The following is a 20190-nucleotide window of genomic DNA, read 5'->3' on the forward strand; positions in this document are numbered from 1 at the left end:
ATTTTTAAACTTTTTTGTTCCCGCGTGCGTGGATGCCCTCAGTGACAATCCGATAGACATCTGCATCACGGGAAAGGATATCGTTGCAGCCGGTACGTTCCGGCTGCGTTTGCCAGGGCGCCTCTTCGACCATATAGATTCCTTGACGCCCATGCCCTTTCTCGGACTCGGACTCCACCTGATCGCCGCCATCTTCTTCGCCGTCCATGCCGTGCGCACGGGGCGGCCCATGGTCTGGCTGCTGATCCTGTTCTCTTTTCCCCTGCTCGGCAGCATCGTCTATTTCGCGGCGATCTTCCTGCCGCATTCACGTCTGGAACGCCAGGCCAGGATGGCCGGTCACGCCTTGCAGAAGAAGCTCGATCCGGGTCGCGACGTGCGCGAAGCCAGGGCCGCCTTCGACCTGACGCCGACCGCGCACAACCAGATGCGCTTGGCCGCCGCGCTGCTGGACGCGGGGCAGACCGCGGAAGCGGTGGCACAGTATGAAGCCTGCCTGCAGGGGCCCTTCGCCAAGGACGCCGAAGCGATTCTCGGCGCGGCCCGCGCGCGTGCCGCGAACGGGCAGCCGGAAGCGGCTATCGGGCTGCTGGAGCCGCTGCAGGCGGCGCAGCCGGGCTTCCGTCCCGAAGAAACGGCACTGGCGCTGGGTCGCGCCTACGCCGCCAGCGGGCGGCAGATGGAAGCCGGCGCCCAGTTCATGTCGGCCGCGGAACGCTTCGGCGGCATCGAGGCGCGGGTGGAACTGGCGCTGTGGGCGCTGGCCAGCCGCGACGAGGCGCTGGCCCAGCGCGAGCTGAAGGAAATCGCGCACGCGCGCCGCCACATGACGGCGTACACGCTCGACTTGCACCGGGAGCTGTTCCGGCGACTGGATGCCGCCGTCGGAGCCCACTGATTCAGGTGCCGATGGCGTTCGTGAAGGTCAGCCGGTTTCCGAACGGGTCCTTGACCGACATATCGCGCGAGTCCCTGGGTGTATCGCCGATATCCGGCCGGGCGTAGCCATACTGCTTCGATGCCAGCTCCGCATGGTAGGCATCGATGTCGCCGACCTGGAAGCCAGGGAAGTCGACGTAGAACTCGCGCGCTTCGGCTTCGTCGAAGATGCGCAGGATGGGCGTGACGGCGCGCAGCATCTCATTCGTCCCGGGTCAGCTCGACGCCGTCGACCGTCATCTTCCACTTCCCGCCCTCGCGGTGCGGCGGCTTGCTGACCACGAAGGTGGAACGCATGAAGCTCCAGCCGGCATCGAAGTGATGGCCGTCGAATCCCAGCAGGTCGATGCTGAGGTCGACCTTCTTTTTCTCCTGCTCGCGCTTGTACTTGATCTTGCCGTCCTTCGACAACGACAGGCGCATATCCTTGCCCTGCCAGTTGCCGACATAGTCCATCTTATCAAGCGGGACGGGATCGGCCCAGGCGGCGCCGGAGAGCAGGCCGGTGGCAAGGACGAGGATGGGCAGGATACGCATGGAAGCTCCGCTGGAAGGGATAGGAAATCCCTTCCAGTATTCGCACCGCGCCCACCCTTGTCAATTCAGGCCGCATGCGCAGGCCGGAGGCTCCTGCGGTCACTCTCGTAGGCCAGGCCGATCTGGCGCCGGATCTCGTCCATCACGCCCATCAGCGCCAGCGTCTCGTCCAACTTCATGCCGGGACTTTCCAGCAGGCCCTCGTTGAAGCAGCGCTGCGCTTCGATCACTTCGTGCACGTAGCCGTTGCCGAGATAAGGCGTGTCGACCGTGCGCGAACTGCCATCCTCGAGGCTCACGGTGACGCTCGTCGCGCGATGGAACATGGTGTTCATGCGGACGTGGCCGCGCGAGCCCGACACCGTCAGCTCGCAGGGCGTGCGCGCCTGGAACGAGCAACTGCAGACGGACAGGCCGCCGCCTTCGTGCCGGAGCGTGAAGCCGGTCTGCACGTCGACGCCGGTTTCGCCCAGCTCGGCCTGGGCCTTGATCCCGGCGACGGGACCGAGCAGCGCAGTGGCGATCGACAGCGGATAGATGCCCAGGTCGAGCAGCGCGCCGCCGCCGAGTTCCGGATTGAAGGCGCGGTGCTCGGGGCCGAAGTTGGCGGTGAAGCCGAAGTCCGCCACCACCTGGCGCACCGTGCCGATCTCGCCCGAGGCGATGATGCGCCGGACCTCGTCGAAGGCCGGCAGATAGCGCGTCCACATGGCTTCCATCAGGAACAGGCGGCGCGAGCGCGCCAGCGTGACCACCTGCTCGGCTTCGCGCAGGTTCATCGTGAACGGTTTCTCGACCAGCACGCCCTTTCCGGCACGCAGCGCCATCAGGGCGTTATCGGCATGCTGGGGATGCGGAGTGGCGACGTAGACCAGGTCGACGCCGGCGGCACCGGCCAGTTCCTGGTAACTGCCGAAGGCCGCTCCAGCGCCGAATTCCTGCGCGAAGCCTTGGGCCTTGTCGAGGCTGCGCGAAGCGACCGCCACCAATACGGCGTCAGGCACATCCTTCAGTGCATTGGCGAAGGCGCGCGCGATCTTGCCCGTGCCGAGGATGCCCCAGCGTACTGCGTTGGCCATTGTCGGTCCTTTCAGGTCGTCCGTCAGCGCTCCTGGCGCTTGGGACGGAAGACACTCGTATCGAGATAAAAATCCTGGTCCTGCCCCGGCCACCAGCCCGGCACGCCGAGCACCGGCAGCGGCGTGAAGCCGGCGGTGCTCAAGCCTTCGCTGGCCAGCTGGTCCGCGACGTGGGCGTCGATCCAGGTGCGCTGCGCCTCGGGCGCCAGCGCGAGCACATCATCGCCCACGAAGATGACACGCGTATGAGCGGTGATGGCCTTGCGCGGTGACACCAGCTTTTCCATCAGCGCGTGGCCAAACAGCCAGATTCGCACATCGCTCCCGAACATGGCGCGCTTTTCATGCAGGGCGCCAAGCCAGCCGTGGGCGCGCAATTCGTCGACCAGCGCGCGTCCGGCGCTACCTTCGCGCACGACGAGCAGCGCGGCGTTCTCGTCGAAGATGGTGGCGGCATCGCGCGCGGGGCCGCGCGACTTGCCGATGCCGACCTGCGCGATCTGCGCCGCCTGCAGGGCGTTGAGCTGGCGCTTGATGAGCGGGAAGGTCTGCCACACCAGGCCGTTGAAGAAGTCGTGCAGGTTGTCGCGGGTCGGGACCTGACCGGTAGCACCGATGAATTCCTCGTAGGCGGTGCCTTCCGGCAGCGCGGCTTGCGGAACAAAGCGCAGCGGCATGCCTGCATGGTTGCGCAGGCCGAGCGCCGCGGCGCTGCGGTTGAAGGCGTCGAGGAAATCATCGTCGCCCAGGCCCAGCCGTTCAAGGGAGAGCTGTTGATACGCCGGCCGCACCGCGTCATACCACGGGCGCGACCAATCGATCTGGGACAGCATGCAGGCTTACACCATCTTCCAGTTGATGGTCTCGCCGGCGTTGAGCGGCACCAGCGAGTGTTCGCCCAAAGGCACGGTTTCCGGCAGGGTCCAGGACTCGCGCTTGAGCGTGATGGTCCCTTCGTTGACCGGCAGGCCGTAGAAGGCCGGGCCGTTCAGGCTGGCGAAGGCTTCCAGCTTGTCGAGCGCCCCCGCCTGGGCGAAGGCTTCGGTGTACATCTCCATCGCGTGCAGCGCGGTGTAGCAGCCGGCGCAGCCGCAGGCGGCGTACTTGGTATGCACTGCGTGCGGGGCCGAGTCGGTGCCGAGGAAGAAGCGTTCGTCGCCGCTGGTGGCGGCGGTCACCAGCGCCAGGCGGTGCTCCTCGCGCTTGAGCACCGGCAGGCAGTAGTAGTGCGGGCGGATGCCGCCGCGGAAGATCTCGTTGCGGTTGTACAGCAGGTGGTGGGCAGTGATGGTCGCCGCGATCGGGCCTTCGGCCTCGGCCACGTACTGGGCCGCTTCCTTGGTGGTGATGTGCTCGAACACCACGTTCAGGGCAGGCATGGCGCTGCGCAGGGGGCGCATGACGCGCTCGATGAACACGGCTTCGCGGTCGAACAGGTCGATGTCGTTGTCGGTCACTTCGCCGTGAACCAGAAGCGGCATGCCGACTTCCTGCATCACTTCCAGGGTCTTGTAGCACTTCTTCAGATCGGTCACGCCGGCATCGGAATTGGTGGTGGCGCCGGCCGGGTAGAGCTTGACCGCGTGGACGAAGCCGGAATCCTGGGCCCGGCGGATCTCGTCCGGATCGGTATTATCCGTCAGGTACAGCGTCATCAGCGGTTCAAACGACATGCCCTCAGGCAGGGCCGCCAGGATGCGGTCGCGGTAGGCGCTAGCCATGGCGGTGGTGGTGACCGGCGGCTTCAGGTTGGGCATCACGATCGCGCGGGCAAACTGGCGCGCACTGTGCGGCAGAACGCTGGACAGGGCTGCGCCGTCGCGCAGGTGCAGGTGCCAATCGTCGGGGCGGGTGATGGTGATGGTGTCGGGGGTGTCGATAAGGGACATGGCGGCTCTCGGATGACGGATGCCGACATTTTACCCGCAGCGCAGCCCGGACAGCGCGCCAGGCAGCTTCATTGATTAATGAATAATACGCGCCAAAAACTCGCGCGCCCGCTCGGAGCGCGGGGCACTGAAGAACTCGTCCTTCGGACTGTCCTCGACGATGCTGCCATGGTCCATGAAGACGATCCGGTCCGCCACCTTGCGGGCGAAGCCCATCTCGTGGGTGACCACCATCATGGTCATGCCCTCGTGCGCCAGCCCCACCATCACGTCGAGCACCTCGCCGATCATCTCCGGGTCGAGGGCGGAGGTCGGCTCGTCGAACAGCATTGCCACCGGGTCCATCGCCAGTGCGCGCGCGATCGCCACGCGCTGCTGCTGGCCGCCCGAGAGCTGGCCCGGGTACTTGTCCTTGTGCGCCAGCAGGCCGACCCGGTCGAGGTAGTTCAGGCCGCGTTCGAGGGCTTCATCCTTGCTGCGGCCCAGCACCTTGACCTGGGCGAGTGTCAGGTTGTCGCGTACTGACAGGTGCGGGAACAGCTCGAAGTTCTGGAACACCATGCCGATGCGGGCGCGCAGCTGCGACAGCCTGGTTTTCGGGTCGCCCACGGTAATGCCGTCCACCACTACCCGCCCCTCTTGGTATGGCTCCAACCCGTTGACGGTCTTGATCAGGGTGGATTTACCCGAGCCGGACGGCCCGCACACCACCACCACGTCGCCGCGCGCGACCCGGGTGCTGCATTCGCGCAGTACCTGGAAGTTGCCGTACCACTTGCTGACATTTTCGATTTCGATCATCTGGTGCCTGTTTTGCGTCGTCCCGCGTCGCTGTTGCGCGCACTGTTGCTTACGATGTAAGCATGCTTGACAGCATTTCTAGCGACAAGGATACTTCGGAACTTGCCTTACCCACCAGAACGCTCTCACCGTTCTCCCTAGATATCACCCAATAATTCGCCTTGCGACAGTGCCATCCCCTGCCGCGGGTTATGCACAGGTCCACAAGACAGGAAGCATTATGGATAAAAAGAACCGCCTGACTCAATACATCCTGATCGGCCTCGTGCTCGGGATCGTCGTCGGCTACATCGCCAACATCAACCTCGAGAGCCTGCCCGGCTTCGCGGACGCGATGGCCCTGATCACGACCATGTTCCTCCGCCTGATCAAGATGATCATCGCGCCGCTGGTGTTCGCCACCCTGGTGGTCGGCATCGCCAAGATGGGCGACGCCAAGGAAGTGGGCCGTATCGGCGTCAAGGCACTTGGTTGGTTCGTCATCGCTTCGGTCATTTCGCTGTCGCTGGGCCTGATCCTGGTGAACCTGTTCCGCCCGGGCGATGCGATCGCCGCGTCGGGCCTGCTGCCTCCGGTCGGCACCTCGTCGGGCATCACGACCTCGGGCCTGACCCTGAAGGACTTCATCACCCACCTGATTCCGACCTCGATCTTCGACGGCATGGCCAAGAACGAGATCCTGCAGATCGTCGTGTTCTCGATCTTCTTCGGCACCGCGGCCGCGGCAGTCGGCGCGCGCGCCACCCCGCTGATCGACGCCGTGGACGGCATCGCCCATATCATGCTGAAGGTCACCGGCTACGTCATGAACTTCGCGCCGATCGCCGTGTTCGCGGCGGTGGCCGGCGTGGTCGCCAAGAGCGGACTGGGCGTGCTGTCGACCTACGGCATCTTCATGGCCGAGTTCTACCTCGGCATCGTGCTGCTGTGGGTGGTACTGATCCTGATCGGCATGGTCTTCCTCGGCCCGCGCGTGCTGCGCCTCATTAACGAACTGAAGGAACCGACCATCCTCGCCTACACCTGCGCCTCGTCGGAAGCGGCCTTCCCGAAGACCCTCGAAGGCCTGGAGCGCTTCGGCGTCAAGAACCGCCTGGCCGCCTTCGTGCTGCCGATCGGCTACTCGTTCAACCTCGACGGCTCGATGATGTACTGCACCTTCGCGGCCGTGTTCATCGCCCAGGCCTACGGCATCGAGCTGGACCTGGCGACCCAGTTGACCATGATGCTGGTGCTGATGCTGACCTCGAAGGGCATGGCCGGCGTGCCGCGCGCCTCGCTGGTCGTGATCGCCGCCACCCTGGCCCAGTTCAACATCCCGGAAGCCGGCCTGCTGCTCCTGCTGGGCATCGACCACTTCCTGGACATGGCCCGTTCGGCCACCAACGTGATCGGCAACGGCATCGCCACCGCCGTGGTCGCGAAGTGGGAAGGCGACCTGGCCGAGCCGAACAAGGATCCGGCCATCGCGCCACTGCGTTAGAGCGCCACGATTCGACTTCAGTACCGAAGGCCTTCCAGCAATGGAGGGCCTTTTTCATATAACGACAACATGAGGAGCGAGACATGAAACAGCTGTACATGGCGGGCCTGCTGCTGGGCGCATTCGGCGGTGCGCACGCCGCCACCCAGACGATCGACTGCGGCCGCCTGCTGGACGTGAAGAACGGCACCTGGCGCGAGGGCGTCAGCATCGTGGTCGAGAACGGCGTCGTGAAGTCGGTCGGCCCGATGACCCGGGCCGCCGGGAATATCGACCTGTCGCGCCACGCCTGCCTGCCGGGCCTGATCGACATGCACGTGCACCTGACCAGCGAGACCGCGCCGGTGGTCGAGGCTTACCGCGACCGCCTCACCGCCGATCCGCAGGACATGGCCTTCCGTTCGGTCAAGTACGCCCACCGCACCCTGATGGCGGGTTTCACCACGGTGCGCGACCTCGGCGCGGCCGACGGCCTGAACGTCTCGCTCAAGCGCGCCATCGCCGCCGGCGAGATCCCGGGTCCGCGCATGTTCACTGCCGGGAAGTCGATCGCCACCACCGGCGGCCACGCCGACCCGACCAACAACCTGTCCCACTTCCTGAGCGAGAAGCTCGGTGCGCCCGGCCCCGAGAAGGGCGTGATCGACAGCCCGGAAGAAGGCCGCCAGGCCGTGCGCCAGCGCTACAAGGAAGGCGCCGACCTGATCAAGATCACCGCCACCGGCGGCGTGCTGAGCCAGGCCGCCAACGGCCAGAACTCGCAGTACACCGAGGACGAGTTGAAGGCCATCGTCAGCACCGCGAAGGACTACGGCTTCCGTGTCGCGGCCCATGCGCACGGCGCCGAGGGCATGAAGCGCGCGCTGCGCGCCGGCGTCGACTCGATCGAGCACGGCACCCTGATGGACGACGAGACCGTCGCCCTGTTCAAGAAGACCGGCCACTGGTACGTGCCGACCATCTCGGCCGGCCGCTACGTGGCGGACAAGGCCAAGGATCCGAACTACTATTCGGCCCTGGTGCGTCCGAAAGCGGCCGCGATCGGCCCGCAGCTGCAGGCCACGTTTGCCCGCGCCCATAAGGCCGGCGTGAAGATCGCCTTCGGCACCGATGCCGGCGTGTTCCCCCACGGCGAGAACGCGAAGGAGTTCGGCTACATGGTGGAGGCCGGGATGACGCCGGCTGAAGCCATCCGTTCAGCAACCCTCCACGCGGCAGCCCTGCTCGACCAGCCAGGCCGACTGGGCTCGGTAGAGCCAGGATTTGCGGCCGACATCATCGCGGTCGAAGGCGATCCGCTGCGCGACGTGAAGGTGCTCGAGCAGGTGAAGTTCGTGATGAAGGACGGCGTCGTCTACAAGAAGCCGTAATTCGTCTGCCAAGGGGCGGCCACGCGGTAAAGCCGGTGGTGGTGGTCGGATCGATGCACCCATCCACCGCGCTGTCGGCGGACGGCCCGATCAACCTGTACAACGCGGTCAAGCTCGTTGCCCGTAACGGCGAGGCGAATGACGACCAGCTGGACTTCGTGGTGGCGGATACGCTGAGCCCGCAGAAGGCAAGCATCCTCTTGATGCTGGCGCTGACCAGGACCAGCAGCACCGAAGAGATTCAGCGGATGTTCTACACCTACTAACTTGTATCTCGGCCGATCTGCGGCTGGTTGACCGCGTGGGCGGGAGACCCGCCCACCCTACAGTAAAGCGCTTGTCGTAGGGTGGGCAGCTTCGCACGCACGACTACTTCGCCACCTCCAGCGGCGGGGACGCCAGCTCCTCGTCCGGCCGCGCTTGCTGCCTTTCCCACATCTGCGCATACAGGCCGCGCGCCGCCAGCAAGGACCCGTGCGTCCCCCGCTCCACGATCCGCCCGTGATCCAGCACGATGATCTGCTGCGCATCCGCAATGGTCGACAGCCGGTGCGCGATCACCAGCGTCGTGCGGTCCTTGGCGATCTCCTTCAGCTGCGCCTGGATCGCCTGCTCCGACTTCGAATCGAGTGCCGAGGTCGCCTCATCGAAGATCAGGATCGCGGGGTTCTTCAGCAGCGTGCGCGCGATCGCCACGCGCTGCTTCTCGCCGCCCGACAGCTTCAGCCCGCGCTCGCCCACCATGCTTGCATAGCCGTCCGGCAGGCTCTCGATGAAGTCGTGGATCGAGGCCGCACGCGCGGCCGCCACGATGTCCTCGTGCGAGGCGCCCGGCCGTCCGTAGGCGATGTTGTACTCGATGGTGTCGTTGAACAGCACGGTATCCTGCGGCACGATGCCGATCGCCGCGCGCAGCGACTGCTGGGTGATGTTGCGCAGGTCCTGTCCATCGATGCGGATCGCCCCGCCGTTCACGTCGTAAAAGCGGAACAGCAGGCGTGACAGCGTCGACTTTCCGGAGCCGCTGTGGCCGACCACCGCGGTCGTGGTTCCGGCCGGGATGGTGAAATCGACGTCGAACAGGATCTGGCGCTTGGCCTCGTAGCTGAATTCCACGTGCGAGAACTCGACCCGGGCGCCACGTGTCACCAAAGGCTGGGCGCCGGGGCTGTCGGCCACTTCGCGGTTCTGGTCGAGCAGCGAGAACAGGCGCTCCATATCGGCCAGGCTCTGCTTGATCTCGCGGTAGATCACGCCCAGGAAGTTCAGCGGAATGTACAGCTGGATCATGAAGGAGTTCACCAGCACCAGGTCGCCCAGGGTCATGGTTCCGGCGATCACGCCCTCGGTGGCGCGCCACAGGATCAGGGTCACGGCGGTGGCGATGATCAGGGACTGGCCCGTGTTCAGGAAGGACAGCGAGGTCTGCGAGCGTACCGCGGCGTTCTCGAAGTGCTGCAGGCCCTGGTCATAGCGCTTGGCTTCGTATTCCTCGTTGCCGAAGTACTTCACCGTTTCGTAGTTGAGCAGCGAATCGATGGCCTTGGTGTTGGCTTTCGAGTCGAGCTCGTTCATGGTGCGGCGAAAGTGGGTGCGCCACTCGGTCACGATCACGGTGAAGGCGATGTAGCTCACCAGCGCCACACCGGTGATGACGGTGAACCAGATGTCGTAGTTGATTACCAGGTAGCCGAGCACCAGCGTGATCTCCACCAGCGTGGGCAGCACGTTGAACAGCGAGTAGGAAATCAGGGAGTTGACGCCGCGCGTGCCGCGCTCGATGTCGCGCGTCATGCCGCCGGTCTGCCGGTTCAGGTGGAAGCGCAGCGACAGCGCGTGCAGGTGGCGGAACACCTTCAGCGCGATGGTCCGCACCGCGCGCTGCGTGACGCGCGCGAACAGGAACTCGCGCAGCTCGGTGAACAGCGTGGTGGACAGGCGCAGCAGGCCATAGGCGATGAGCGCGCCGAGCGGCAGCACCAGCAGCGCGTGCGGGTCTTTCGGATCGACGGCAAGCTGGTCGATCAGCTGCTTGAGCACCAGCGGCACGCCGACGTTGGCCATCTTGGCGCCGACCAGCGCGGCGAGCGCGGCCAGCACGCGCCATTTGTAGACCCACAGGTAGGGGAACAGGGTGCGCAGCGTGGCCCAGTCATTGCGGGGGACGCCTGTCGAATCGGGCGGCAGGGGGACGGATGAAGCGGAATTGCGTCGCATGGCAGGGCGTGGGGATTTATGGTTCAATTCGGGACGATTGTAGCTTTTACCGAGAAAACAAGATGACCACGCCACAAAATGCCCCGACTACCCCACGCACGCGCCTGCCCGAAGGCAAGATGCCCGAACTGCGCGTGATGCCCGCACCGTCCGATGCCAACGTGTACGGCGACGTGTTCGGCGGCTGGATCATGGCCCAGGTCGACGTCGCCGGCTCGCTGCCGGCCACCCGCCGCGCGAACGGACGCGTGGCCACCATCGCCGTGAACTCCTTCCTGTTCAAGCAGCCCGTCTTCGTGGGCGACCTGCTGTCCTTCTATGCCGAGATCGTCAAGGTCGGCAACACCTCGATCACCGTGTGCGTCGAAGTCTATGCCGAGCGCAACCGCCTGCAGGCCGATGTCGTGAAGGTGACCGAAGCACAGCTGACCTATGTCGCCACCGGCCCGGACCGCAAGCCGCGCCAGCTGCCGCCGCTCGATTCGCTGATCTCGCACGACTAGGCTGACAAGCCCCCTGTCGGGGGCTGGCGTGCTCCCTCGATGCACATTGCGGCAGGCGTGGCGTGCACCCCATGGGCCGCTCTTTTGGTTCCTCAGGGCACTGGTTAAGGCTCATGACTTGGGTTAGGCTATGCTCATGCATATCAGCCAGCATCCTACCCACACCCTTGAGTTGCGTGTTCGCGAACTGCCGCAGCTGTTCAATTCGCTCGACCCCACGCCGTTCCTGAACAAGGATCTGGACCGCAACTGCGAGGCGTATATCGAGAACTGGGCGCTGCAGTTGCCACGCGACAGCCACCTGAACCTGACGATCCATGTCGAAGACATCGAGTCGCCGGAGCTGGCCAGCGAGCTGGTGGCGGATGCACTGCACAATTTTTACGCCTACAAGGTCGAGCTGGTGCGCGGCGAGCTGCGCCAGCTGTTGCGCCAGGGGAGGACCAGCCTGGGCATCGGCATCGGATTCCTGGCGTCATGCCTGATGCTGGCTGAACTGATCGGCACCCTGGTAACCGGCCATCCAGCCAAGATCATGCGCGAAACCCTGACCGTCATCGGCTGGGTAGCGCTATGGCGTCCCGCCCAGACCTTCTTGTATGACTGGTGGCCTGTGCGCAGCCGCATCCGGGTGTTCGAAAACCTGCGTTTCGCGCGCGTGACCGTCCGCCGTGGCCTGCCTGAGCTCGTTCCGCACCCAGGTATCGAACGGGCTGCCGGAGCGGCTGCAAGCTGAGGCAACGATGAATCTTATTGAAATGATCGGCAAGCTGCTCGGCGGGATCGGGTTGTTCCTGCTGGGGATGTGGTTGATGACCGACGGCCTGAAGACTGCAGCCGGTCCCGCCATGCAGTCGATCCTGGCCATGGCCACGCGCACGCGCGCACGGGCGCTCGGCTCGGGCCTGCTGCTGACGGCGCTGGTGCAGTCGTCCAGTGCCGTGACGGTGGCAGCGATCGGCTTCGTCAATGCCGGGCTGCTGACGCTGGGTCAGGCATTGTGGGTACTGTTCGGCGCCAATGTCGGCACAACGATGACAGGATGGCTGGTGGCCGCCGCCGGATTGGGCCTCAAGATCGAGGCTGCGGCGCTGCCGCTGATTGGCGCCGGCATGCTGTTGCATCTGGCCGGACGTGGTCCCCGCCTCGCCGCGGCCGGCTTGACGCTGGTCGGATTCGGCATCCTGTTCCTGGGCATCGACACGCTCAAAAGCGCTTTTCTCGAAGTGGCCGGCCAGTATAAATTGCCTGCGGTGGACGGAGTGGCCGGCATTGCCATGCATCTGCTGGCCGGCTTGATGCTGACGGTCCTGATGCAATCCTCGAGTGCGGCGCTGGCAGTGGCGCTGACCGCGGCCCAGGGCGGACTGCTGTCCCTTGAACTGGCTGCCACCTTGGTGATCGGTGCCAATCTCGGCACGACCGTGACGGCGATCATTGCCGCCGCCGGCGCCACGGTCAATGCGCGCCGCGCGGCGCTGGCGCATGTCCTGTTCAATGCAGTGACGGCCATGGTTGCGCTGCTGATCCTGCCATGGTTGTTGCAGGGCGTGTCGGCCGTGGTCCGGCTGCTGGCGACGGCGCCGGGGCCGGGTGCGTCCCTGGCGCTGTTTCATACCTTGTTCAACGTGCTGGGTGTCGTCCTGATGTGGCCGCTGACCGCACGCCTGACCGCCTTCCTGCTGAGGCGCTTTCGCTCGGAGGAAGAAGACATCGCGCGTCCACGCTATCTGGACGACAACCTGCGTACGATGCCGGAGTTGGCGGTCAGCGCCCTTGCGCGCGAACTCGAACGGATGGGCGAGCTCGCGGTTGACCTGTTGCGCCGAACCATGGCGCACCAGCCGGCAGCGCAGCTTTCGCGGCGCGCACAGGCCCTCGACACGCTGAAAGGCGAGATCGACCGCTACGTGAACGGATTGAGCCGCACGGCCATGACACCCGTCGCTTCCGGCAGGCTGGCTGCACTGCTGCGGATGCTCCGCTACTATGCCAGCGCCGCCCGGCTTGCCCAGTCCGTCGGCAATCCAGGCGTGGTCCCCGCGTCGCCGGACACGTTCACGGCAACGGCCGTCAGACAGTGGGTGGAAGGGGCGGACCGGCTATGCGTCGTGCTACTCGGGCAAGATCGGCCGGACCGGCAAGCGCCTGACGATGCCATGCACGACCTTGAATCGGGCTACCAGGCGCTCAAGGGCGAGCTGCTGCGCCGCGGAGCCAGCGGCTCCCTCGACCTCGCGACAATGGAAGCGCAGCTGCAGTCGACCAGCCTGATACGGCGTGCACTACAGCAGTTGGTCAAGGCGGCACGCCTGGGGGCCGAGTTCGGCACCGAGCCGGCCGCTGCGCTGGCCCCTGGCAGCAGACCTGGCGTCCTGGAAGCGGTGCCTGAGTGAGTTCGGTCCCCGGCTGGATACCTTGTCCAATTAAGCCGATTGCTTCTCGTCGCGCAGCTCGCGCCGCAGGATCTTGCCCACATTGGTCTTCGGCAGCGTCTCGCGGAACTCCACGTACTTCGGCCGCTTGTAGCCGGTAAACTGCTCCTTGCAGTAGGCGATCACCGCGTCGCTGGTCAGGGCAGGATCCTTCCTGACGATGTACAGCTTGACGGCCTCGCCCGAGTTCTTGTCCGGGACGCCGACGCAGGCCACTTCCAGCACGCCCGGCATCGCCGCGACCACGCCTTCGATCTCGTTCGGGTAGACGTTGAAGCCCGAGACCAGGATCATGTCCTTCTTGCGGTCGACGATGCGGGTGTAGCCCTGTTCGTCCATGATGCCGACGTCGCCGGTCTTGAAGAAGCCGTCCGGCGTCATGACCTTGGCGGTTTCGTCGTCGCGCTGCCAGTAGCCGGCCATCACCTGCGGGCCGCGCACCGCGATCTCGCCGGCGGTGCCGAATGGGACTTCATTGCCGGCTTCGTCGAGGATGCGGATCTCGGTCGAAGGCAGCGGCAGGCCGATGGTGCCGGTGAAGTCGCTGATGTCGCAGCGGTTCGCAGTGACCACCGGCGAGGTCTCCGACAGGCCATAGCCTTCGACGATCGGGGTGCCGGTGATGTGCAGCCACTTGTCCGCCACCGCCTTCTGCACCGCCATGCCGCCGCCCGGGCACACCAGCAGGCCGGAGAAGTCGAGCTTGGCGAATTCCGCGTTGTTCACGAGGCCGTTGTACAGCGTGTTCACGGCCGGGAAGATGTTGATGCGGTAGTCGGCCAGCTCCTTGATGAAGCCCGGAATGTCGCGCGGGTTCGGGATGAGCAGGTTCATGCCGCCCACGCGCAGGCCCAGCAGCGCGCACACGGTCAGCGCATAGATGTGGTACAGCGGCAGCGCGCACACGAACTGCGGCTGCTCGCCGGCCTTCAGCTTGCCCAAGGTCGGGGCAAACCAGGCTTCGTTCTGCAGCACGTTGGCGATCACGTGCTTGTGCAGCAGCACGGCGCCCTTCGAGATGCCGGTGGTGCCGCCGGTGTACTGCAGGAAGGCGATGTCGTCATGGCCGATGGCGACCGGGCGCAGGGTCGCGCCCGAGGCCTCCGCCAGCATGCGCTTGAAGCCGACCGAACCCGGCAGCGACCAGGCCGGCACCATCTTCTTGACCTTGCGTACCACCAGGTTCACCAGCATGCCCTTCAGGCCGCCCAGCAGGTCACCCATGCTGGCCACGACGACGTGCTTGACCTCGGTATTGCCGATCACCTGCTCCAAGGTGTGGGCGAAGTTCTCCAGCACCACGATGGCCTCGGCGCCGGAATCCTTCAGCTGGTGCTGCAGCTCGCGCGGGGTGTACAGCGGATTGACGTTGACGATCACGTAGCCGGCGCGCAACACGGCGGCCATCGCCACCGGGTACTGCAGCACGTTCGGCAGCATGATGGCCACGCGCGCGCCCGGCTTGAGGCCGCCGCCCTGCAGCCAGGCGGCCATGCGGGCGGACAGGCGGTCCAGTTCGGCGAACGTCAGGGTCTTGCCCATGCACGCATAGGCCTTGCGGTCGGCATACTTGCGGAACGCCTCCTCCAGCAGATGCGTCAGGGAGCGATACTGCGTGGGGTCGATCTCCGCAGGTACGCCGCTCTCATACGACTTGAGCCAAAACTTGTCCATCCGTGCCTCACCTTCTGTATCTGATACTGTGTCCATTAAATGCAAAGCCGCCCGGAGCGCGGGCGGCTTGTGCGGGCCGGCAGGGACAGAATCGCCCCGTGCCCGGCCTTCATGCTGCCGTCAGGCGGTTTCCGCCTGCTTCTTCTCGTCCCGCAGTGCGCGGCGCAGGATCTTGCCGACGTTGGTCTTCGGCAGCTCGTCGCGGAACTCGATGTACTTCGGTTTCTTGTAGCCGGTGAACTGCTGCTTGCAGTAGTCCATCAGCTGCTCGGCGGTGAGGTTCGGGTCCTTGCGCACCACGAATACCTTTACCGCTTCGCCGGAATGCTCGTCCGGCACGCCGATCACGGCACATTCCAGCACGCCCGGGTGGCCGGCGATCACGCCTTCCAGCTCGTTCGGGTAGACGTTGAAGCCGGAGACCAGGATCATGTCCTTCTTGCGGTCGACGATCTTCACGTAGCCGTTCTCGTCCATGATACCGACGTCGCCCGACTTGAAGAAGCCGTCCGGCGTCATGACCTTGGCCGTCTCGTCCGGACGGTTCCAGTAGCCCGCCATCACCTGCGGGCCCCGGATCGCGATCTCGCCGATCTGGCCGATGTCCATCGGCTTGCCTTCGTCGTCCAGGATCGCGATGTCGGTGGACGGGATCGGCAGGCCGATGGTGCCGGTGAATTCCTTCACGTCGGCGCGGTTGCAGGTGGCTACCGGCGAGGTCTCCGACAGGCCGTAGCCTTCGATGATCGCGGTGCCGGTGACCTGCTTCCACTTGTCGTTGACGGCCTTCTGCACCGCCATGCCGCCGCCGTTCGACACCTTCAGGCCCGAGAAGTCCACGGTCCCGATATCCGGGTGGTTCACCAGCGCGTTGTACAGCGTGTTCACCGCCGGCAGCATGTTGATCTTGTACTTGCCCAGCTCCTTGATGAAGCCCGGGATGTCGCGCGGGTTCACGATCAGGATGTTCAGGGCGCCGGTGCGCATGCCCCACATCGCGCAGGCCGTCAGCGCAAAGATGTGGTACAGCGGCAGCGCGCACACGATCACGGTCTGCTCGTTCGACTGTCCCATCGCCGGCGCCGACCAGGCTTCGGTCTGCAGCACGTTGGCGATCACGTTGCGGTGCGTGAGCGTGGCGCCTTTCGACACGCCGGTGGTGCCGCCGGTGTACTGCAGGAAGGCGACGTCCGAGGATTTCAGCTCGACCTTGGTGAACGGCATCCTGGCGCCCTGCGAGAGGGTGTCCTTGAAGCGCACCATGTTCGGCAGGGAGTACTCCGGCACCATCTTCTTGATGTTGCGGACCACGAAGTTGACCAGCATGCCCTTGGCACCGCCCAGCATCTCGCCCATGCTCGCCACCACCACGTGCTTGAGCGGGGTCTTGCCCATCACCTGCTGCACCGTGTTCGCGAAGTTCTCGAGCACGATGATCGCCTCGCTGCCCGAGTCCTTGATCTGGTGCTCGAGCTCGCGCGGCGTGTACAGCGGGTTCACGTTGACCACGGTATAGCCGGCGCGCAGCACCGCCGCGATCGCGACCGGGTACTGCAGCACGTTCGGCATCATGATCGCCACGCGCGCGCCGGGCTCCATGCCACGGCTCTGCAGCCAGGCCGCGAGCTTCTTCGAGTAGGCATCCAGCTCGCCGTAGGTGAGGTACTTGTCCATGCACACGTACGCGTTGCGGTCGGCGTACTTGCTGAAGGATTCCTCCAGCATGTGCACCAGCGACGCGTACTGGTCAGGGTTGATCTCGCTTGGTACGTTCGGGGGGTACGACTTCAGCCAAATTTTTTCCATCGGATGCCTCTGTCTCGAAAATAGTTATCGTTGTGGTCCGAGCGGCCGCGGCGCGCAGCCGGGGGTCTCCTCCCCGTACTGTCGCACGCGCGAAGCTTGCGCCTTTGCTATCGCCTGTTTGTGATGCTATCGGGCAGCGGCAATGCGCGCAAGTTCTTTTAAGTCGATTGGAACGGCTCCTCTATATACGCTTATTTCGCCATATCGCCAGCGTCTCCCATGGTGCGCTGCACCACGAGCGGTGCGGTCGGGGCCGGCGCAGCCAGCTTGGCCAGCACGCGGTGGCGCTCGGCCTTGTCGAGCTTGGCGATCTGCTTGACCGACTTGTAGAAAGCGTTCCAAGTGCGTTCCTTGCGCAGCAAGGCGCGGAAGGCCGGGACGAAGTCGTTGTAGGTGGCGATCGAGGCCAGGTGGGCGTTCGACAGGGGCTCGGCAAAGAAGCGGTCATAGCCCGAGTAGCCGCCCCAGTTCGCCTTCAGCACCTGGTAGTCGTCCTTCAGCGCGATGAACAGCCGGGCCTTGGTGGCGCGCTTTTCATCCTTGCTCATGTCGCTGGCATAGGTCTTCTCCAGCTCGCTGCGGTAGCGCACCAGCAGCGCCATGAAATCCCTCTTGCGCACGGTGTAGCGCTCGAAAGCCTCAACCATGGCCTGGTTGCCGAAGCGTTCCAGCCAAGCTTCCACGCCGGCCTGCTCCACCGCGCTGGCAAAGGATTCGTTGAACTTCGAATCGCCCTGCACGTACACCACCTGGTGGGCCAGCTCGTGGAAGATCAGGCGCGCCAGCTCGGCGTCCGGATAGTTGATGAAGGTCGAGATCAAGGGATCGCTGAACCAGCCCAGGGTCGAGTAGGCACTGACGCCGCCGACTTCCACGTCATGGCCCTGGCTGCGCAGCTGTTTCGCATAGGCCTGGGCCTCCTGCTTGCTGTAGTAGCCGCGGTAGTTCACGCAGCCGGCCACCGGGAAGCACCATTGCAGGGGCTTGAGCGACAGCTCGGGCGTGGCAACCACGTTCCACAGCACATAGGGACGCTTGATGTTGGTGAAGTTGGTGTAGCTGCCGTTGTCGGGCAGCTTCATTTCCTGGATCGCGTAGCGGCGGATCTGGCGCGCGCTTTCCAGGCGGTGGCGAAGCTTGGTGTTGGTGGAAGGATCGGCCAGCCAGGCATCGATCGGACGGGAATCCGTCAGCAGTTCGAGCTGGCCTTGTGCGGCCTGGGTGTAGTAGGAAAGGGATGTACAGCTTGACAACATCAGGGCCGCAGCTGTAGCAGCCATGAATGGCCGGAAGGCCCGGGAAAATCTAGTGGTGGATTTCATCTCGCGTCGACGGTGCGGCTTTTTCGACCTGCACCAGGGTATCGTAGAAAGTGGGCGCCCTGCCCATGTCGGTCAGTCGCTGGCTGGTCACTTCGTTGGCGTTCTTGCCGTCGCTGGCGAGCTTCTTCCACCAGATCGACAAGCCCACCACCAGTCCTTCGCGCGCCTTGTCGGTGACGCGTGCACGGGCAACGAACGAGCCGCGGTCATTGAAGATACGCGCCATGTCACCGTGCGCGATGCCGCGTCGTGCGGCATCGTTCGGGTGGATGTCGAGGTGCGGCTCGCCCTCTGTTGCGCGTAGGCTCTGTACATTGACAAAGGTTGAGTTGAGGAAGTTCCTTGCCGGAGGCGAGATCATCGCCAGCGGGTACTTCCGAGCCAGCTCCGGGTTGGAGGCAGCCGATTCATACGGCGGGATATAGGCCGGGACCGGGTCGAGCCCGTCGCGCGCCATGCTGCTCGAATAGAATTCGCACTTGCCCGACGGGGTCGGGAAGCCGCCTTCGGCAAACGGCGCCTCCGGCATGTTGAGTTTCTGCCAGCCCTTTTGCTTGAGCGACTCCCAATCGAAGTGCACCGCGCGCTCGTGGCGCTTGTCGAAGGCCTGGGCGGCCAACTCGTCGTCGGTCTCCTTGAAACACGGGTCGTCGAAGCCCATGCGCGCGGCCAGCAGGCGGAAGAATTCCGTGTTCGGTTTGGCTTCGCCGATCGGGGCGATCGCGGCGTTATTCGCCATCATGTACAGGTGGCCATAGGCCAGGTGGGCATCGACGTGCTCGAGCTGGGTGGTGGCCGGCAGCAGGATGTCGGCATAGTCGGCAGTGTCGGTCTGGAAGTGTTCCAGCACCACGGTGAACAGGTCTTCGCGTTCGAAGCCCTGTGCTACTCGTGCGGAATCCGGGGCAATCGCCAGCGGGTTGGCGTTATAGACGATAACGGCTTCGATCTTCGGGCCGAACTCGGGCGAGGCCTCCTTGAGCAGGTCATCGCCGATGGTCGTCATGTTGACGGTGCGTGGGCTGCGGCCATCGAGCAGGTCCGGGCGCTGCAGGAAGGGGCGGTTGGCCGGGAAGGAACCCGAGGTCGACAGCTGCACTCCACCTGCCTTGTGGCGCCAGGCCCCGACCAGGGCTGGCAGGCAGGCAATGTTGCGCACAGCCATGCCGCCGCCGCGCACGCGCTGCAGTCCGTAATTCATGCGGATCGCCGCGCCCTCGCCGCTGCGTGCGGTCTGGCCGTAGAGGCGTGTCAGTTCGACCACTTCATCGGCGGTAATGCCGCAGGTGTCGGCGGTGCGTTCCGGCGTCCATTCAAGGGCGCGCTGCTTGAGTGCTTCGTAGCCGAGCGTGTACCTGGCCACGTAATCGTGGTCGACCAGGTCTTCCGTGATCAATACGTGCATCATGCCCAGCACCAGCGCGGCGTCCGTGCCCGGCAGCAGGGCGATGTGCTGGTGGCATTTTTCGGCCGTCAGCGAGCGATACGGGTCGATCGCAATCAGCTTGGCGCCGCGGCGCTTGGCTTCCTGCACGCGCATCCAGAGGTGCAGGTTGGAGGCGATCGGGTTGCCGCCCCAGATCAGGATCAGCTTGGCATCCTGGAAGTGCTCGATGTCGGTACCGATCGAACCGCCGATGGTGTACTTGTAGCCGGTGGCGCCGGCGGTGGCGCAGATGGTGCGGTCCAGCAGCGAGGCCCCGAGCTTGTTGAAGAAGCGCAAAGACATCGAGTCGCCCTGCACCAGGCCCATGGTGCCGGCATAGCTGTACGGGAGAATGGCTTGCGGGTCGCGCGATGCGATCTCGCCCAGGCGCGCCGCGATCTCGTCGATGGCCTGCTCCCAGCTGATGCGCTCAAATTTTCCCTCGCCCTTGCGGCCCACGCGGCGCATCGGGTACAGCACGCGGTCCGCATGATAGGTGCGCTCCACGTAGCGCGACACCTTGGTGCACAGCACACCGTTCGTCGTCGGATGCTCCGGGTCGCCCTTCACTTCCGTTGCCACGCCATTGTCGACGGTGACGAGGATGGCGCAGGTATCGGGGCAATCGTGGGGGCAGGCGGCGCGGACTTGTGTGACTGGCATCGGGCAGGAAATGAGAGGGAAGATACTTCGAGAAACCAGTACTTTA

General features: G+C 64.9%; 17 protein-coding genes and 1 pseudogene. 7 read left to right on the forward strand and 11 right to left on the reverse strand.

Going from position 1 to position 20190, the window contains the following annotated elements:
- Positions 1-151: 151 nt before the first annotated feature.
- Positions 152-898, forward strand: a complete 747-nt coding sequence (locus MA09_RS18560) for a tetratricopeptide repeat protein (RefSeq protein ID WP_036251692.1) — start codon at positions 152-154, stop codon at positions 896-898.
- A 1-nt stretch (position 899) separates the two neighbouring features.
- On the opposite strand, the gene MA09_RS18565 is transcribed toward MA09_RS18560, so the two are convergent.
- From MA09_RS18565 to MA09_RS18590, 6 genes are all read right to left on the reverse strand, one after another.
- Complete coding sequence (locus MA09_RS18565) at positions 900-1139, reverse strand: glyoxalase superfamily protein (protein WP_036251694.1); 240 nt, start codon at positions 1137-1139, stop codon at positions 900-902.
- 1 nt (position 1140) lies between these two features.
- Complete coding sequence (locus MA09_RS18570; RefSeq protein ID WP_036251696.1) at positions 1141-1476, reverse strand: hypothetical protein; 336 nt, start codon at positions 1474-1476, stop codon at positions 1141-1143.
- Positions 1477-1541: 65 nt separating this feature from the next.
- Positions 1542-2555: a Gfo/Idh/MocA family protein gene (locus tag MA09_RS18575; protein WP_036251698.1), complete on the reverse strand. Its 1014-nt coding sequence runs from the start codon at positions 2553-2555 to the stop codon at positions 1542-1544.
- Positions 2556-2578: 23 nt separating this feature from the next.
- On the reverse strand, positions 2579-3388 hold the full coding sequence (locus MA09_RS18580) for a DUF3025 domain-containing protein (RefSeq protein ID WP_036251701.1): 810 nt from the start codon (positions 3386-3388) through the stop codon (positions 2579-2581).
- Positions 3389-3394: 6 nt separating this feature from the next.
- Entirely contained in the window at positions 3395-4444 is a 1050-nt protein-coding gene (gene pyrC / locus MA09_RS18585; protein WP_036251704.1) for a dihydroorotase, read from the reverse strand.
- Positions 4445-4519: 75 nt separating this feature from the next.
- On the reverse strand, positions 4520-5245 hold the full coding sequence (locus MA09_RS18590; protein ID WP_036251705.1) for an amino acid ABC transporter ATP-binding protein: 726 nt from the start codon (positions 5243-5245) through the stop codon (positions 4520-4522).
- A gap of 220 nt (positions 5246-5465) precedes the next feature.
- On the opposite strand from MA09_RS18590, the gene MA09_RS18595 reads away from it, so the two are divergent.
- The 3 genes and pseudogenes from MA09_RS18595 to MA09_RS25105 form a co-directional block, all read left to right on the forward strand.
- Positions 5466-6728 carry a dicarboxylate/amino acid:cation symporter gene (locus tag MA09_RS18595; RefSeq protein WP_036251707.1) on the forward strand — a complete coding sequence of 421 codons (1263 nt, stop codon included), beginning with the start codon at positions 5466-5468 and terminating at the stop codon, positions 6726-6728.
- Positions 6729-6811: 83 nt separating this feature from the next.
- Entirely contained in the window at positions 6812-8098 is a 1287-nt protein-coding gene (locus MA09_RS18600) for an amidohydrolase family protein (protein WP_036251708.1), read from the forward strand.
- Between the two features lie 26 nt (positions 8099-8124).
- Positions 8125-8364, forward strand: a pseudogene (locus tag MA09_RS25105) (asparaginase domain-containing protein); the annotation flags it as partial.
- Positions 8365-8467: 103 nt separating this feature from the next.
- Here the strand turns inward: MA09_RS25105 and MA09_RS18610 are convergent.
- On the reverse strand, positions 8468-10315 hold the full coding sequence (locus MA09_RS18610) for an ABC transporter ATP-binding protein/permease (RefSeq protein ID WP_036251713.1): 1848 nt from the start codon (positions 10313-10315) through the stop codon (positions 8468-8470).
- Positions 10316-10377: 62 nt separating this feature from the next.
- Here MA09_RS18610 and MA09_RS18615 point away from each other — a divergent pair, with 62 nt between their 5' ends.
- The 3 genes from MA09_RS18615 (at position 10378) to MA09_RS18625 (ending at position 13214) form a co-directional block, all read left to right on the forward strand.
- Positions 10378-10818 carry an acyl-CoA thioesterase gene (locus tag MA09_RS18615; RefSeq protein WP_036251715.1) on the forward strand — a complete coding sequence of 147 codons (441 nt, stop codon included), beginning with the start codon at positions 10378-10380 and terminating at the stop codon, positions 10816-10818.
- A gap of 136 nt (positions 10819-10954) precedes the next feature.
- Positions 10955-11554, forward strand: a complete 600-nt coding sequence (locus MA09_RS18620; protein ID WP_200883090.1) for a hypothetical protein — start codon at positions 10955-10957, stop codon at positions 11552-11554.
- A 7-nt stretch (positions 11555-11561) separates the two neighbouring features.
- The gene (locus MA09_RS18625; protein WP_081897677.1) at positions 11562-13214 is read left to right on the forward strand and encodes a Na/Pi cotransporter family protein; all 1653 of its coding nucleotides are present in this window, start codon (positions 11562-11564) and stop codon (positions 13212-13214) included.
- A 30-nt stretch (positions 13215-13244) separates the two neighbouring features.
- On the opposite strand, the gene MA09_RS18630 is transcribed toward MA09_RS18625, so the two are convergent.
- The 4 genes from MA09_RS18630 to MA09_RS18645 all read right to left on the reverse strand — a co-directional run bounded on the left by MA09_RS18630 (position 13245) and on the right by MA09_RS18645 (position 20144).
- Positions 13245-14927: a long-chain-fatty-acid--CoA ligase gene (locus MA09_RS18630; protein ID WP_036251718.1), complete on the reverse strand. Its 1683-nt coding sequence runs from the start codon at positions 14925-14927 to the stop codon at positions 13245-13247.
- Positions 14928-15047: 120 nt separating this feature from the next.
- Entirely contained in the window at positions 15048-16733 is a 1686-nt protein-coding gene (locus MA09_RS18635) for a long-chain-fatty-acid--CoA ligase (protein ID WP_036251721.1), read from the reverse strand.
- A 191-nt stretch (positions 16734-16924) separates the two neighbouring features.
- Positions 16925-18013: an aminopeptidase gene (locus MA09_RS18640; RefSeq protein WP_036251723.1), complete on the reverse strand. Its 1089-nt coding sequence runs from the start codon at positions 18011-18013 to the stop codon at positions 16925-16927.
- Positions 18014-18038: 25 nt separating this feature from the next.
- Positions 18039-20144: a molybdopterin-dependent oxidoreductase gene (locus tag MA09_RS18645; RefSeq protein WP_036251725.1), complete on the reverse strand. Its 2106-nt coding sequence runs from the start codon at positions 20142-20144 to the stop codon at positions 18039-18041.
- Positions 20145-20190: the final 46 nt, after the last annotated feature.

Origin of the sequence: Massilia sp. BSC265, from assembly GCF_000740675.1 — a bacterium.
Classification (GTDB): domain Bacteria; phylum Pseudomonadota; class Gammaproteobacteria; order Burkholderiales; family Burkholderiaceae_D; genus Telluria.

Coding starts and splice junctions, on each gene's coding strand:
- MA09_RS18575 (WP_036251698.1), bottom strand. CDS start 2,555: ATGGCCAACGCAGTACGCTGGGGCATCCTCGGCACGGGCAAGATCGCG.
- MA09_RS18600 (WP_036251708.1), top strand. CDS start 6,812: ATGAAACAGCTGTACATGGCGGGCCTGCTGCTGGGCGCATTCGGCGGT.
- MA09_RS18595 (WP_036251707.1), top strand. CDS start 5,466: ATGGATAAAAAGAACCGCCTGACTCAATACATCCTGATCGGCCTCGTG.
- MA09_RS18570 (WP_036251696.1), bottom strand. CDS start 1,476: ATGCGTATCCTGCCCATCCTCGTCCTTGCCACCGGCCTGCTCTCCGGC.
- MA09_RS18635 (WP_036251721.1), bottom strand. CDS start 16,733: ATGGAAAAAATTTGGCTGAAGTCGTACCCCCCGAACGTACCAAGCGAG.
- MA09_RS18610 (WP_036251713.1), bottom strand. CDS start 10,315: ATGCGACGCAATTCCGCTTCATCCGTCCCCCTGCCGCCCGATTCGACA.
- MA09_RS18580 (WP_036251701.1), bottom strand. CDS start 3,388: ATGCTGTCCCAGATCGATTGGTCGCGCCCGTGGTATGACGCGGTGCGG.
- MA09_RS18565 (WP_036251694.1), bottom strand. CDS start 1,139: ATGCTGCGCGCCGTCACGCCCATCCTGCGCATCTTCGACGAAGCCGAA.
- MA09_RS18620 (WP_200883090.1), top strand. CDS start 10,955: ATGCATATCAGCCAGCATCCTACCCACACCCTTGAGTTGCGTGTTCGC.
- MA09_RS18630 (WP_036251718.1), bottom strand. CDS start 14,927: ATGGACAAGTTTTGGCTCAAGTCGTATGAGAGCGGCGTACCTGCGGAG.
- pyrC (WP_036251704.1), bottom strand. CDS start 4,444: ATGTCCCTTATCGACACCCCCGACACCATCACCATCACCCGCCCCGAC.
- MA09_RS18590 (WP_036251705.1), bottom strand. CDS start 5,245: ATGATCGAAATCGAAAATGTCAGCAAGTGGTACGGCAACTTCCAGGTA.
- MA09_RS18625 (WP_081897677.1), top strand. CDS start 11,562: ATGAATCTTATTGAAATGATCGGCAAGCTGCTCGGCGGGATCGGGTTG.
- MA09_RS18640 (WP_036251723.1), bottom strand. CDS start 18,013: ATGGCTGCTACAGCTGCGGCCCTGATGTTGTCAAGCTGTACATCCCTT.
- MA09_RS18560 (WP_036251692.1), top strand. CDS start 152: ATGCCCTTTCTCGGACTCGGACTCCACCTGATCGCCGCCATCTTCTTC.
- MA09_RS18645 (WP_036251725.1), bottom strand. CDS start 20,144: ATGCCAGTCACACAAGTCCGCGCCGCCTGCCCCCACGATTGCCCCGAT.
- MA09_RS18615 (WP_036251715.1), top strand. CDS start 10,378: ATGACCACGCCACAAAATGCCCCGACTACCCCACGCACGCGCCTGCCC.